The 14,837-nt window shown below is 64.5% G+C and carries 12 protein-coding genes; 5 read left to right on the forward strand and 7 right to left on the reverse strand.

From position 1 onward, the window contains the following. Positions 1-176: 176 nt before the first annotated feature. Positions 177-812 carry an HAD family hydrolase gene (locus tag BV071_RS25830; RefSeq protein WP_052573897.1) on the reverse strand — a complete coding sequence of 212 codons (636 nt, stop codon included), beginning with the start codon at positions 810-812 and terminating at the stop codon, positions 177-179. Between the two features lie 687 nt (positions 813-1,499). On the opposite strand from BV071_RS25830, the gene BV071_RS25835 reads away from it, so the two are divergent. Together BV071_RS25835 and BV071_RS25840 are read left to right on the forward strand one after the other, a co-directional pair. After that, entirely contained in the window at positions 1,500-3,992 is a 2,493-nt protein-coding gene (locus BV071_RS25835) for a hypothetical protein (RefSeq protein WP_035613485.1), read from the forward strand. A 419-nt stretch (positions 3,993-4,411) separates the two neighbouring features. Next, positions 4,412-4,978, forward strand: a complete 567-nt coding sequence (locus BV071_RS25840) for a hypothetical protein (protein ID WP_035613486.1) — start codon at positions 4,412-4,414, stop codon at positions 4,976-4,978. A 108-nt stretch (positions 4,979-5,086) separates the two neighbouring features. On the opposite strand, the gene BV071_RS25845 is transcribed toward BV071_RS25840, so the two are convergent. Continuing rightward, positions 5,087-5,791, reverse strand: coding sequence for a hypothetical protein (locus tag BV071_RS25845; protein WP_035613488.1), 705 nt, complete (start codon positions 5,789-5,791; stop codon positions 5,087-5,089). 194 nt (positions 5,792-5,985) lie between these two features. On the opposite strand from BV071_RS25845, the gene BV071_RS25850 reads away from it, so the two are divergent. The 3 genes from BV071_RS25850 to BV071_RS25860 all read left to right on the forward strand — a co-directional run bounded on the left by BV071_RS25850 (position 5,986) and on the right by BV071_RS25860 (position 9,353). After that, positions 5,986-6,423 (forward strand): hypothetical protein, encoded by a 438-nt coding sequence (locus BV071_RS25850; protein WP_035613490.1) that lies wholly within the window; start codon positions 5,986-5,988, stop codon positions 6,421-6,423. Between the two features lie 87 nt (positions 6,424-6,510). Further along, positions 6,511-8,025 (forward strand): hypothetical protein, encoded by a 1,515-nt coding sequence (locus tag BV071_RS25855; protein WP_035613492.1) that lies wholly within the window; start codon positions 6,511-6,513, stop codon positions 8,023-8,025. Between the two features lie 8 nt (positions 8,026-8,033). Next, positions 8,034-9,353, forward strand: coding sequence for a hypothetical protein (locus BV071_RS25860; RefSeq protein WP_265594895.1), 1,320 nt, complete (start codon positions 8,034-8,036; stop codon positions 9,351-9,353). 33 nt (positions 9,354-9,386) lie between these two features. Here BV071_RS25860 and BV071_RS25865 read toward each other — a convergent pair whose 3' ends face one another. From BV071_RS25865 to BV071_RS25890, 5 genes are all read right to left on the reverse strand, one after another. After that, positions 9,387-10,928, reverse strand: a complete 1,542-nt coding sequence (locus BV071_RS25865; RefSeq protein ID WP_265594896.1) for a hypothetical protein — start codon at positions 10,926-10,928, stop codon at positions 9,387-9,389. 334 nt (positions 10,929-11,262) lie between these two features. After that, positions 11,263-11,808, reverse strand: coding sequence for a hypothetical protein (locus BV071_RS25875; protein ID WP_035613499.1), 546 nt, complete (start codon positions 11,806-11,808; stop codon positions 11,263-11,265). A 445-nt stretch (positions 11,809-12,253) separates the two neighbouring features. After that, the gene (locus BV071_RS25880; protein WP_035613500.1) at positions 12,254-13,363 is read right to left on the reverse strand and encodes a hypothetical protein; all 1,110 of its coding nucleotides are present in this window, start codon (positions 13,361-13,363) and stop codon (positions 12,254-12,256) included. Positions 13,364-13,445: 82 nt separating this feature from the next. Then, positions 13,446-14,489 (reverse strand): hypothetical protein, encoded by a 1,044-nt coding sequence (locus BV071_RS25885; protein WP_035613502.1) that lies wholly within the window; start codon positions 14,487-14,489, stop codon positions 13,446-13,448. A gap of 141 nt (positions 14,490-14,630) precedes the next feature. After that, a partial coding sequence (locus BV071_RS25890) for a hypothetical protein (RefSeq protein WP_035613504.1) occupies positions 14,631-14,837 on the reverse strand: 207 nt, incomplete at its 5' end.

Genomic DNA, 14,837 nt, shown 5'->3' on the forward strand with positions numbered 1-14,837 from the left:
ATTACACGGATGAACACGGATTTAGAATGGGCTGGGGTTCATGATCCTTGCCTTTCATCGGTGTTCATCCGTGGTTCCGATTTCCAGACCGGGAATGGGCGCGGATCTAAACAGCCGAAGAGGCCAACCACGGAATACACGGAACACACGGAAGCGTTGAGAAGTGCGGCGGGTGTTCACTTCATGAGCGCGGGGAGTTCGCTGAGGGAGTGGATGTGGAAAGTCGCGTTGTCGGCATGGGGGACGCCGGGGCGGAGGGTCTGGACGGTGCGGATGCCGAGCTGGTTGCCGGCGGCGATTTCGGAGTGGGCGCTGTCGCCGATGACCAGGACTTCGGCGGGGGCGAGCTGATGGTCTGTTAGAATCTGTTGCATCAGTCCGGCCTTGCCGAGGCGGTGCTGGGGTTCGTCGATGGCATCGATGTGGATTTCGGTGAACAAGGGGGCGATGCCGAGTGCGGCGATCTTGCTCGCCTGGAGGCGGCGGAAGCCGGTGGTGACGAGGAAGCGTGCGGCGGGGAGATCGCGGAGGGCGGGGAGGTCATCGTAGCCCTGCATGGGCTGCGTGACTTCCATGGTGGTGAAGACCTGCCAGGCGGCGGCGAGCATGGCGGGGGTGAAGTGGTGCCGGGCGGCGACCCAATCGAGCGGGTGGCGCCAGATGTCGTGGCAGGCCCGGGCGAGGGCTTCGTCTGTTAGATGGCCGTGGTTGGTCGCTCGGATCGCGTCGAAGGCGGGGGTGTAGAGATCGCTGCCGATCGCGGTGGCGGGGGCCAGGCAGTTGTCGAGGTCGAAGATGAGGGCGGTGGTCATGGCGGGTGGAGACCCGGAGATTTAACCACGGATAGCGCGGATGGCACGGATGAAAGGCAGGAGGGAGGCACCACGAATCCGACGAATAAGAGCAGATGGATTTCCCGGCGCGCAGCGGCCTTGGAGTGCGCGCAGCCTGCTGCCGCTTTCCGGCAGGCAGCCCTGCTGCCGTGAAGCAGCGCGAGGGGGCACCCTCTACTCTCCTGGGGCGGCCGCTGGATCCGGGTGAGTTTTGTTTTTAACCGCGAAATGGCGCGAAAACCGCGAAATTTGAAAGGCAGAAGAGCTAACCACGGAACACACGGAAGTCGACCTTGGCCGGGCTTCTTCCTCCTTGTCTTTCTCTTGCCTTTCTCCTGTTCAAATCCTGCATTTCAAGCCGAGCCGGGCAGTTGTGCGCGCCCTCCCTTGATTGTTTTTTTACAGGAGGAAGGTAGGAGGAAGGCAAGGAGGGGAACCGCGAAAGGACGCGAAATCTGAACAGCCGAAGATCAAACCACGGATTTGCACGGATGAGCACGGATTTAAGAATGGGCTAGGGTTCATGATCCCTGCCTTTCATCCGTGTCCATCTGTGTTCATCCGTGGTTCCAATTTCCAGACCGGGAATGAAAGAGTTGTGCCACGCAAGCGGGAGAGTTGTTGCTGCGTTCTTGACCCCGGCGGCGGGGCGGGCTTGATGGGTATATGAAGCGGAAGAGGAGCTTGAACTTGAAGTCGCGGCTGGGCGGGCTGGGTGCTGGTGGCATGGCGATGCTGTGGAGTCATGCGGCGCTGCTGGGTGCAGAACTTGCTGCTCCTACTCCCAATCCTGTGGCACCGGTTCCCGCGGCGAATGGCGATCAGGCGGGGGACTTGCTTGCCGAGTTGGTGCGGGCGGGGATGGAGCGGGTTGCAGCGGACAAGCGGGCGGCGGAAGAGGAGGCGAAGGATGAAGTGCGCGCGGCGCGAGTGGCGGCGGCGCGGGAGAAGATCCCTGCGGATGCGGATTTGAAGGCGCTGCTGGAGGTGGCGGCGCAGAGGAAGGAAGACTTGGGCAAGGCGGAAAGCCGGGCCGCATTCCAGATGTGGCTGGAGCGGGATGAGGCCGCGGCGATCGGATGGCTGGCAGTCACGGCGCGCTACCGGGATTGCATGCAGCTGAGCCGGGAGTTGCAGCGCTGGCTGGGTGGCGAGGGCAAGAAGGAGCGGCTGGCAGATTTGTTAGAGCGTTATCCGGCACTGGCGGATGTGCTATTGGATGCGGCGCTGGGCCTGGCGAAGCAGCGCGGCCCGGAGTTTGCGCTGCGGCTGGCGCAGAGCCTGCCGCAGCGGGAGGACCGGCAGGCGCTGCTGGAGCTGGTGCTGGCGAATGGTGCCTTCGTGAAGGATCATCTGCTGGAGGTCCGCCCATTCCTGGACCCGACGATCATGGAGAATCTCCGCTTGATCGACCGGATGCTGATGGCGCTGGGCAAAGCACAAGCGCAAGCGAAGCCCAATGGACCGAGCGTCGAGGAGCTGATGCAGAAAGCGGGCTACACGGAGAGCATGATCCAGCGCTACCAAATGAGGGATGTGATCGCTTCCTTTGTGCACACGAACGGCAATTACCTGAGTGATCTGCCGCTGGAGGTGCGGCTCCAGTATATTGGCTACCCCGGCGAATCGTGGCGGACCCCGTTGGCCACGCTGGTGGAGAAGCTGCCGGAATTCGCCACTTGGTGCGCGGAGATGCGGGAGCGGCGGCTACCGCCGGAGGAAGTGCTGCGGCGGGTGAAGGCGGCGTGGCCGGAGGCGGCGCAGCTGGATGCGAGACTCCGGGTGCTGGTGTTTCGCCGGGTCTTCGATCTCGATCCGGTGGCGAGCTTGCAATGGCTGGCGGGGGCGAATGGACCGGACGCCTTGCGCGAGTTGCACGAGGGCGTGAATGAACTCAAGCCGGAGCAACTGGTGGACTTGCTGGAGGCGATCCCGGATCTGCGGGAGCAGCTGGGCGGGGATTTCAAATATCGCGCAGACAACAAGCTTTCGGAGGACTGGCATCGGGAGGATGCGGGCGTGAGGAAAGATCAGGGCTCGGTGGAGGTGCCGGAGTGGCAGGAGCCGCTGGCAGCGCTGGAGCGCCCTGACTCCGGGCTGGGGCTGGAGGAATTCCGCGCGGCGCGTGCGGAGCTTTTCCGCAGGTGGGTGCACGCGGACCTGCGGACGGCGTTGGATTTCCTCTACGCGCCGCGGAACATGGTGCGCTATGAGGCGGTGCGGCAGGCGCTGGCGGCGGATCTGCGGGAGGGGATGCTGCGCGATGCGGAGAAGGTGATCGGTTGGATCGTGGCGCGGAAGTACGGGTCTTCTAGTAGTGCGGTGGCGGAGCTGTGGGCAGAGGCACTGCTGGCGGAGGGGCGCACGGCACAGATGTTGGAGAATTGCTCGGGGATGCCGCGAGCCGGCTTGGAGGCGTGCTTCGTGGGGCTGGCACCACAGGCGGATGCAGCGCAGCTGGCAGAGATGCGGTGGGGGCTGGGGGATCCGGAGGGAAAGGAGGCGGCGGCCTATGCGAAGCGGAAGGTGCAATTGTGCGGGGGCGATCCGGCGCGGCTCTTCGATGGAGAGGAGGATGAGCGGGGCGGTTACGATGTGCGCGAGCAGTTGCAGGAGTCCTGGGTGAAGTATGAGGCCGCACCGCTGCAGCGGGATCTGGCGGTGGCCGCGCTGCTGAAGCTGCCCAAGGAGATGCAGGCGGACGCGGTGTACGATCTGGTGGCGGGCAAGCGCCGCGGCGGCTATGCGGAAACGGCCCGGCTGCTCAATGCGCTGGATGCCGCCGGGCTGGTGCCGGACAAGCCAGGCGATGTGACGCCGGAGATCGTGCACGCGGCGCTGCGCTTCAACGGGCTGCCGGACGGGGGCTATCACGATGCGGCGGAGATCATGGTCCAGGCTCTGGCGGTGCGGCGCGATGAGCTGCGGCACATCCTGCTCTACTGGACCTACTGCCTGCACCAGCCATCGAGCGTGGGCGATCTGATCCGGCAGTTGCCGAACTTGCCGGCCGGGCCGGATCGGGATGCGCTGCTGTCCGGGCCCGCGGCGTTCGCGGAGATGGACGGGAAATACCGGGAGAAGATCCTCGCGGCGATCGGAGACAAGCGGGTCCAGGAAGAGGCGCTGAAGAAGGCAGAGAAGCGCCGGGGAAGGTGAAGTGAGAGGCACCGCGAATCGGACGAATCGGACGAATAAGAGCAGATGGATCTCCCGGCGCGCAGCGGCCTTGGAGTGCGCGCAGCCTGCTGCCGCTTTCCGGCAGGCAGCCTTGCTGCCGTGAATCAGCGCGAGGGTTCACCCTCTACTCTCCGGGGGCGGCCGCTGGATCCGGGTGAGCTTTGTTTTTAACCGCGAAAGGGCGCGGATGGACGCGAAAATCTGAACAGCCGGAGAGGCTAACCACGGATTACACGGATGAGCACGGATCAAGAATGGGCTGGGGTCCATGATCCTTGCCTTTCATCCGTGTCCATCTGTGTAAATCCGTGGTTTGGATCTTCAACCGCGAAGGAACGACCGGGAGGGACTGGATCTTTTTTTCCCAAGGATTTCCCCTCTGCCGTGTCTCGTCATACATGAAGGCGAATTTCCTCTCGCGGGCCTTGTTGCTTTTCGTGTGGCTCCTGCTGCTGGCGAGTCCCTGCTTCGGGATGATCGGGGTGGGGCCGATGTCGAAGGAGGAGGCGGGGAAGCTGGGGATCGTGATGAAGTCGCGGCCGAATGGGGATGCGGGGACCCTGGTGTGGGTGGAGTTCAAGAAGACGGATTTCCTGGAGAAGTTCACCTATGCGGAGCTGGAGATGGTGGATGCGGCGGGGAAGCATCGGCTCTCGGCGAAGCTGCTAGTGAATCCAGTGGTGTATCAGCAGCCGGCGGATGTGATCTCGGTGAGCTTCTCGGCGGAGCCGGAGGAGCTGGCGCATTGCTCGATCATGCTGGTCGCCTATGGCAGCAGCCGCGGCGATGTGGGCGAGGTGCTGCAAGTGAAGGATCACCTGGACCTGGCCGCGGTGAAGGCGGAGCAGGAGAAGGCGAAGAAGGACTGGGATGAGGCGGTGAAGCGGGCGAAGGAGAAGGAAGAAGCGGGGCCTGATCCGGCACATGTGCCAGGTGCGGGTGGGCCGCCGGCTTCGGGGAGGTGAGGTGAGTTTGCTAGTGTTCAGTGTTCAGGAAAGGCATTTGTGCCGAGTGAGCAGCGAGCAGTGGAGAAGGCAGGGGAGGTTCGGGAAGCGGTTTGTGGCAGCTTCGGGCTATTCTTCTAGCAGTTCCGGATATGAGGTCCGCGCTTGCTCGCGGAAGGTGTCAAACCAAGATGGATTTGCCAGGTCGACGCGGGGCAGGCCGCGTGCGGCGGGACGAAAGCTGAAGCCGGTGAAGGAGTGATCCCTGACCAAGTCGACGAAGGCCCGGCTGCAAAGATGGTTGCCAACCCGAACGTTCCCCCCGGTTGTAAAATCGGGAAGTGGGCCGAGGTCGGTGCGGATGGCTACGGTTTTGTCCCCCCATGAGACTTTCCCGCGCGTGGGCCTCCATGTGCCGCAGGCAGGACAAACTTGTCCCAGATTGTCATCGAAGTGTTGACGCGAAACTTCCACCCGTCCGGTGAAGTCGACCGCGTAGTAGCGCTGGCGCTCTACTGGAAGCGTGGATCCTAGCAAGGGCACCAACTCGATCTCAGTGGCCCGATAGCCGGTAAGCCCTTTCGACTGGACCAGTGCGACCACCCTCTCACTCCAGAGGTTTCCGCCCCCGTACAGAGCAACGAAATCGGGCAGCGAATTGCCGGTTGGATTCTCAACCCGACAATTGGCCCGGGTGTAGTCGCGGCCCCCTGCCATCGTTCTGTCGCACTGAAGGCATTTCTCCTTCGCCTCCGCCCGGTAGAGGCTTGCGCTGATGTAGTGAGCAACTTTGATATCCTGCAAAACGGCGAAGAATCTTTCGATCGAATACATGATGGATTCCAAGAGGCTGTGTGGAATGGTGCTTACTTCAGGCTGACTTCGTGGATTTCACGTCGTGCTTTCCGTGTGGCCGCGGAGTTAGGGTGCGATTTGATTTTAACCGCGAAAGTACGCGAAAGAGGCGCGAAATTTGAACAGCCGAAAAGCGGGAAATCCCGGATCTCCAAGAAAGGTATCGCGGCGGGATGTGGCACGCAGCCTTCGAGCGGCTGACGCAGGCCGGGGCTTGGGATGAGGCGCTGAAGCTGATTGCGCGCTATGGCCAGGGGGAGCACCGCCAGGCGCTGGTCTTCTCGCTCTTCGCGAAGTCGCCGGAGCCGCTGGACGCCATGCTGGCGCGGATGCGTGGCGGGGAGTTTTCCGATAGCGACCGGGCGATCCTGCTGCGCGGACTGGCGCGGAACATCGCGGGCCCGGATGGGATGTCTAAGGTGAATGCCTTGCTCGCGGCCAAGCCGAAGCTGGCTTTATCGGAAGCGGAGGCGGTCTCCATGGCCTACGCGCGGCAGGCACTCGCGAGTGGCGACGTGACCACGGCGCGGAAGTGGGCGGAGCAAGTGAGCACGCCGAAGTTCAAGACCAAGATCGATGGCGAGATCGCGGCCGGAGCCGTGGGGAAGTGATGCGGAGTGCGGAGTGCGGTGCGTCCTTGACCTATGGAATGGGCCGGGCTTGATGGTGGGGTGGCTGTGACCGGGGGCGCTCGTGTTATGTGGATCGCTGGCGCGCTGCTGGTGTCGCATGGCGTGGCGTCGTGGCTGGGGAAGTCGTGGCCGCGCGAGGATGAGATGGCGGGAAGGAACACGGCGGCTGCTGCGGCGGCCGGGAGTGTGAATTCTTCTGCATCCATGCCGATGACGCTGGCGGGCCTGCAGGAGCGGGTGCGGCAGCGCGCGGCCGAGAAGCAGGCCGCAGCGGATGAGCTGGCGCTGCATCCCTGGCGCGAGCAGGTCGCGGCGGCACGGGCGAAAATCCCGGCGGGCGCGGATCTGGCGGCGCTGGTGAAGAAGGGGATGGAGGAGGCGAGGCGATTAGCACCGGTCGGGACCGATCTGCAGAGCTGGCTGGAAGCAGATGGCTGGGATATGGTGCCGCTGAGCGCGGAGACTTGTGCGGCCTATGCGTTGTGGCTGGAGCAGGATCCTGCGGCGGCACTGCGCTGGTTCGAGCTGAATGACCATGGCAGCAGCACGATCCGCGTGAGGGATGAGATGAAGCTGTGGGTGCAGGAGGGTGGGCGCTACCGCGATCTGGCGCGCCTGGTCGCGGAGTATCCCCAGGCGGCCGGAGCCCTGCGCCAGTTCGCCGGAGAGGCGGCGGCGCAGGAAGGCCCGCAGGTTCTGTTAGATCTGGCGGCGGGGATGTCGCGCTTCGAGGACCGGGTGGTCCTGGTTTACGAGCTGCTGGACCGGAAGAAGCCGGTGGCCGGGCAGATCGCGGGGATGCTGGCGGTGCTGCAAGAGGGTCAGGGCGCACGGATCCTGCTGGAGAGCCTGTCGAGCCGGGCGGACTTTGCAGAAAATCTGGAGGAGATCCGCACGGCGGGATTCCCGCCCGGCCTGCTGGCGGAGTGTGAGAAGCAATTCGCCGCAGCGCAGCAGAAGGAGTCCAGCGGAGCGGACAAGACCCACGATGATGAGCGGAAGGAGATCCAGAAGACGGGTAGCCTGACCGATCAACTGCGCGAGGAGGTGGGCCTGCAGTGGTGGAATGAAAATTACCGCTGCCTGCCCTCCTCGGTGTACAAGGCGCTGCCGGAGATGTACCAGTGGTGCCAGGCGGCGCGCGACGGGCGGATACCGCTGGAGGAGGTGATGACACGGGCGCGTGCGGGCTGGCCGGCGGTCGCGGCGCAGGAGGAGGAGCTGCGGGTCCTGCTGGCATGGCAGCTTATGCCAGAGCGCCCGCTGGAGACCCTGGAGTGGCTGCAGGAGTCGGGGATCGAGCGAGGGAAATATCCCGACCTGAGCAAGAGTCATCTCAGCATCGAGCAGATCAGCGCGGTGCTGCAGGGCTATCCCGGCGGCTATCAGTTGCAGGGTGATGAAGAGATCGCCGCGGTGAGCCAGCTCTTTTCGGATTGGCATGGCCGCGATCCGCAGGCCTGTCTTGCGGCGCTGGAGAAGTTCCCGGATGAGCGGGTGCGCGAGCACGCCAGCGGGATGATCGCGGCGGTGGTGGCGCAGAAGAAAACCCAGCGCGAGGAGGGCGCGGGCGCACGATGAAGCGGGGAGTGAAGCTGCTGTTGGTGCTGCTCGGTCTCGCCAGCACGCATGCGGCGGCATTTCTGCTGGCGGCGCGCGCTGCGGTCGGCCCGGCAGGGGAAGTGGCCGGAGGCAGGGCCGGGGAATGGCGGGTGCCGGCGAAGTCGGTAGCGCGCGGGACTTCCACTGCGGAAGCGGGGCGCGGCTTCGCACGTCTGTTAGATGAGCTGGAGCACTCGGGGCTGGACGCGGAAGCCTTTCAGACGGCGCGCCTGGAGCTCTTCCAGGAGTGGATCCGCAAGGATCTGGGCGGAGCGATGGACCGGCTGCTGGGCCCGCTGGACGGGAAGCGCTACAAGACCTGTGCGGACAACCGCGAGATCAAGAAGGCGCTGACGATCGCGATGGCAGAGCAGTCGCGGACGGTGTGGGATTGGATCGCGGCGCGGCGCTTCGGCACGGAGTCGGTGGGGGTGGCGAAGGATTGGTTGCGGGCGATGCGCTGGAGCGGTCAATCGGAGCTGCTGGAGGAATTGCTGCCAGGCATGCCGGGATTTTGCCAGGCGGACGCGGTGGCGGCGCTGCTCGCCGAGGGCAAGCCGGAGGAGATGGCACGGCTGCGCGGCTTGGTCGACCGCTACCGGGATGTGCCGCCGGCCCCGACCATGGTGCAGGACCCTTTCGGCGGAGTGGCGGTGGCGAGGGGTGTGGATACGCGGGATCGCTATGCGGCGCGGATGGTCCAACTGCTGATGGACCGGAACGGACAGCCGGCGGAGTTTTACACGCAGGAGACGGATCCCGTGGTGCTGCAGACTTTCACGAAGTACTGGACGCAGGAGGAGATCGCACCGCTGGCACCGGCAGAGGCGGTGCAGGCCTTGCTGGCACTGCCGGAGGAGGCACGCGGTGCGGCCTGCCGCCAGTTGTTAGACGTGGCGGAACGCCCTTACATCGGCGAGGTGGCGGAGCTGCTGGAGGCGATGGCGGGGCAGGGAATGCTGGGCGGGCCCGGCGGGGAGCTGGATGCCGGGCTGGTGCAAATGGCGGTGCACGGGGTGATGATCCAGGATGGTGCGGATCTCAGTAGCAGCTTCCAGGTGCTGGCGGCGATCGGGGATCCGCAGCTGCGGCAGACGGCGCTGGCGGCACTGGCCCGGGGTGCGATGGCGGCGAGCGTGCTGGAGACGGCTGCGCAGGTCCCGGCGGGTGCGGCGCGGGATTGCTTCATCGCCGCGGCGGCGGGAGATGACCGCTACGCCCCCGAGGACCGGGAGAAGCTGGCGGCGGAGATCGGGGATGCGGATCTGGCGGAGAGAGTGAGGAAGCGGATCGAGAAGAACGAGTAGGGGCGGGGTGAGGTGAGGCGGGGTCTGGTGCCATCACCACCAGGCCCAGTCGTCGCCTTTGCCGCCGTTGGTCTTACGGCTGCCGCCGTCGTCGCGCTCATTCACGCCCATGGAGTAGAGGGCGAAGTTCTGGTCCGCTTGGGCTGGCTTGTAGATGAATGGCTTGGCCAGGAGGGGATCGAGCGGGACGCCGGGCGGGAGGGCGGCGGGGTAAGTACGATGCTCGGCGTAGTATCTCTCCAGGGCACATGCGGCGATCATCTGGTCGCGATTGACGATGGCGCGGATGCCGGTGATGAGGGGTTCCGTGGCGAAGGGGTAGGAGATGAGGAACTGGCTTCGTCTCGCCCGGGGAGGATTGGCCTCATCGAGGAAGAAATCCAGGCGCCGTGCCGCGGTGTAGGTGGGAAGGAGCGGGGCGGTGGATGCGGCGGGCGGCAGGTCGCGGGCGAGTGTGTGGCAGGCCTGGGTGGTGCGGAGGAAGTCGGCGGCATTCCAATCGAACCAGCCGCGGGGTGCGAGGTAGCCGCCGCCATTGCGGATGATCTCGGCGGCGATGGGCTGGAAGTCATCGAGGCCGAGGATGAGCTGTGCCTGATTCTGGAAGGCGTGGCGGTCGTCCTTCCACTGCTGCCAGAGCTCGAGCATGAGCGCGGTGGCGGCGACATCGCGCTGGATGGCGCGGCGGAGGTCCATGGCCTGGAGCGCGGCGGTGATGCGGTCGAGGTCTTCCGGCCGCCATTGGTGGCGGGTGACGCCGGCTTTGAGCGGGCGCAAGCTGGCACGCAGGCTGATCGCCATGGTGGAGCTGCCGGCGGGCCCGCGGGAGCCGAGCGCGGTGCCGAGCTTCAAGGTGAGGGCGATGGTCTGCGCGGCGAGTTCGGGCCGGCCGCTCTGCAAGGCGGCCTCCGCGCGGAGGGAGAGTGCGGAGAGCAGGGGATAGCAGCGGGCGCTGAGGCGATCGAGGAAGTAGTCGCTGGGGAGGGATGATCCCGCGGCGGTCGGGCGGCGGACATCGGGCAGAGCTGTTAGGTCCTGTTCGAGCCGCTGGAGGAAGGCGCTGTGGCGGCGCTCGAACTCGGCGAGGAAGCTGGCAGGGTCCTCGCCGTAGCCATCGCCCGGCGGCATTTGCGAGAAGCGGGCGGAGTTCTCTTGCAGGTCGGGCGGAGGTGGGCCGGCGATCTGCAGGCCCTCCTGGATGAGCTTGCGCGCGCGGTAGTTGGGCTGGTGGGGCGGCTTGCCGGGGCTCCAGGGTGCGTTCCACTTCGGGCCATCGAAGGGCTTGAAGGCGGCGAGGATTTCCGCGGCACCGGGTTCCATGGGGCGGGCCATGGCGGTGTCCCAGTCGTGGAGGATGCCGTGGAGGGCGGCATTGCGCTCCGGTGGCGGCATATCGGCATCCAGCTCGGCGCGGGTGAGGGGCACGCCGGCCGCGCGGGCATCAGCCAGGGCCTGCTGGAGGGCGGCGGCACCGCGCTGGTTCACAATGGGGATGGCGATGGCCAGAATGACGGCGACCGCAAGTACGATGCATGCCGTAATGCGGAACCATCTTTTCTGGAGGATACGCTTCACCGATGGGGAAGATAGGGCGGTGGCTGCTGGTGGGGAAGGAGAGAGTTTGCCGGGGAGGGGAGGAAAGGCCGTGGGAGGCACCACGAATCTGGCGAATCTGACGAATGGGAACAAGGAACCGCGGAAGGGCGCGGAATTTGAACAGCCGGATTTAACCACGGATCTCGCGGATGGGCGAGGATGAGAGGCAAAGAGGAACCACGGATTTGCACGGATGAACACGGATTAAGAATGGGCTGGGGTTCATGATCCTTGCCTTTCATCCGTGTCCATCTGTGTAAATCCGTGGTTTTCGTTTCTTATCGCGAATGGCTTCTGTCCCTTCGCTCGCTCTCTAGCCGGGGTGCAGGAGTGGCGAGACGATCTTCACGCGGCGGGCGATGTCCTGGATCTGCTCGAGCGTGATGCCATGGGCCGCGGTGGCGGGCTTGGGCTGGGTGCTATCGTCGTCCTTGCCGGGGAAATGGCCCGCGAGTTTCGAGTCGAGCTCGATGGCGCGGAGCTTGTCGGCGAGCTTGATCCTGGTCTTTACGGTGGGAGGCATCCCGGCGCTGCGGGCCGGGGTCTCCGTGCGCTCCCACTCCAGCGCCAGCCATGAGCCGGGGCCCATTTCCGCGACGGGGGTGAGGACGAGCTCGGCGAGGAAGCGCCGCTTCTTCTCCAGGCTCAGCAGTGCGAGTTCCTCGCCACGGGCCTCGACCTTGGCACGCAGCTCCGCGATCCGCTGCTGGACCCGCAGGTTCCGCCGCATCGTGCCGGCGCCGTCTTTGCCATAGCCGGCTTGCTGCGCGGCTTTGACTTGGGTCATCCCGCCCACCACGAGCTGGGCGAACTTTTCCTGGCGGGGCGACAGTGGCTTGGGCTTGGTCTCCGTGCTCATCTACGGCGCGCACCGTAGCAAGGATCCCGCAGGCGCGGACACGGGCGCAAGTGCTGGCTTGCTTGGCAGGGGCTTTTTTAACCGCGAGATGACGCGAAAGGGCGAAGAATTTGAAAGGCAGGAGATCCAACCACGGATTTGCACGGATGAGCACGGATTAAGAATGGGCTGGGGTTCACCGGTCCTTGCCTTTCATCCGTGTCCATCTGTGTAAATCCGTGGTTCCGATTTCCACACCGGGAATGGGCGCAAATTTAAACAGCCGAAGAAGCTAACCACGGAATAGACGGAACACACGGAAGTGGACCCTAGCCGGGCTTCTTCCTCCTGCCCTTCTCTTGTCTTTCTCCTGTTCAAATCCTGCCTTCCAAGCCGAGCCGGGGCAGTTGTGCGCGCCTTCGCTCGATTGTTTTTGAACAGGAGGAAGGCAGGGAGGATGGGGCGCTCACTCCGCCACCGCGCGGAAGTAGCCGTAGGGCTGGCCGGTGCTGGAATACTTGCGCTTCACCGGGGCGCCGTGGCCGAGGATGCCAGTCTCGACGGCGGTCCAGGAGCTGAGATCCGCGGAGCCCTCGATGCGGTAGGTCACGCTGTTCTCCGCGTGAAACTCGATCTCGACGGCGGGGTGGATGGTGATCGGTGGCATCGGCACGCTGCCGGTGCTCGATTGGCGCAGCAATTGATTCGGGCCTGAGACCACGACCTGGCCGGCGATGGAATTCACCGTCTGCAAGGTCACGGCCACGCCGCTGCTCTGGGGCGTCCAGCTCAGCGCATCCGGCGAGGTGGAGATCTTGCCATTGGCGCCCACGGCGTAGAAGAGGCCATTCGCGAAGTGGAGGTCGCCCATGGTGAAGCCGGGGCCTGCGGCGAGCTCCGTCCAGGTCAGGCCATCGGTGGAGCGCCACTGGCGTGTGCCACCGGAGGAGATGACCACATGGGTGCTGCCATCGAAGGCGATATACTTCGGGGCGGCGCCGGTCCCTGTCGCCCGCAGGGTCCAGATCGCGCCATCGGGAGAGGTGATGATGGAGGCGCCGCTGGTGGCGACGAAGAACTCGCCGAAGCACTTGATCTCCATCTCGTAGCTCCCCGCCACGGGCACCACCGCGGTCTGCCAATCCAAGCCATCGGTGGAGTAGGAGATGCCGCTGCTATTGCCACGGATCAGTCGCCCCTTGCCGAAGGCGATCTTGCTGGTGGGGATCTGATTGGTGACTAGCACCGGTGCGGAGACGCCGTCGGTGCGCCAGAGTTCACTGCCGGCAGTCGTGATCCAGAACTGGCCATTGCCATAGCAGACCGAGCGGCCGGATTGGTAATTCTCGCCGAGTCTGGTCCATTGGATGCCATCGGCAGTACCATAAACGCCGGCGGTATTCCATCCGCAGGCGACCATCCGGCCATTCCCGACGGCGATGTCCTCCGCGCTCCAGGGGAAGTAGAGGATCCACTCCGCGCGTGCTGGATTCGTCGTGATGGCGGCAGCAGCCAGAGAGCAGAGTAGGGAGCGGTGGCGGAAGCGGAAACGCGAGGACAAGCAGGAACCGGACATGGCGGCGGGGGAGACGGATGAATCCTGGAAAGATCCCTATCAGAAACCCGCAGATCGGCAAGAGAGGGAGAGAGAGCTACCGTTAGGGCTGGGGGACGAGTTCGCGGTAGTCGCAGGTGAAGTCCTTCCAAGGGACGGTGTGGATGCCATCCACGGCGGCAGGGAGGCGCTTGCGGGGGATCATTTTGGCGTCGATTCGGTAGTCGTGGTCGACCTTCACGATCACCAGGGCATCGAAGTCCTTGCGCTCCTTCACCGTGACGAGACCATTCCAATTGCCGTCCTCGGGGCCGATGGTCTTCACTTCGACCCGAAGGTCACCGAGAGTGCCATCCGATCCGGGATGGTGTGGGTCTTCGTGAAGGAAAATGCCGAAGCGGAGGGTGGCGTAGAGTTCCCCCATGGGGCCGTAGAAGCCGGAGATGTGCTTGCCGAATTCATACTGTGACTCGCTGAATTTACGATCGAGGTCGATCATCGCATCGATCAACTGCCGTGTGCCCCAGCTCTTCACCTGGCGTTCGCGAATGTATTCCCAAGAGATCCACTCACCGGCGATAGGGCGCTCAACTGCATCGTAGTCACCGGGCGGTTGCGATGAGGTTTGGGATAGGGCGGCAGCGGCACGGGCTTGCTTCCAAGTCAGGACATGATGCCCCTGATTGGCCTTGGGCAGGTGCTTGCGGTCGATCCGGCAGGCATCGATCTTGAAGTCGGGATCAATCTTCACGACCAACAAGGAGTCGAATTCCTCGCTGGCGGCGATTGAGACACGGCTGCGATGTGGTGGCCTGGGATGAAGCACTCGGATCTCTGGTGCCGAGCCCTTGGCCCATCCATGCCAGTCCTTCTCTCCCGGGGTGTCGCGGAGAGATCTGGATCTTGCTGCGGCATATTGGAAGGCGATCTCTTCGTAGAAGGATACAGGGAGATGACGGTGGGCGAGAGCGAGATGGGCCTTGGCGGTCACGATCATGTCCTCCAGCAGTCCGCCGACGGGGGATGGATCCAGATAGGAATTGATCTCGTGCCAAGAGATCCATTCTCCATCATCCCAGATGCCGGGGTTGTCAAAAGAGGGGCTGGATACGATTCCGGGAATGGACCAATGAGAAGGAATGGGCATGGCTGGGTGTGGGGCGGGTGTATCCCCATTTGGTCGATGTTATCTCATGGCGGAGTCCATGTTAGAATGGGAAAGGCGGAGAGGTTTTGGAATGGAGCCTACGCGATCGCGTAGGGTGGTGCCGCCTGCCGCCTGCCGCCATCAGCGGGGAGCTGCGGGCTGCGGTGCTGCCTTCATCTGCCGGGCGGTCTCCGGATGCCGTGGGTCGAAGGGGGCGAGGAGGATGCCTGCGCTGGCGGAGTCCGCACCCATGCGGTAGAGCACGGGTGCCTGGAAGCGCTGCTCGCGGGGGGCGATGCCACCGTGGGCAAGCAATTGGGCGACGATGCTGCGCTGCTCCGGGGTGCC

This window comes from Haloferula sp. BvORR071 (assembly GCF_000739615.1).
In the GTDB taxonomy this organism is placed as follows: Bacteria; Verrucomicrobiota; Verrucomicrobiia; order Verrucomicrobiales; family Akkermansiaceae; genus Haloferula.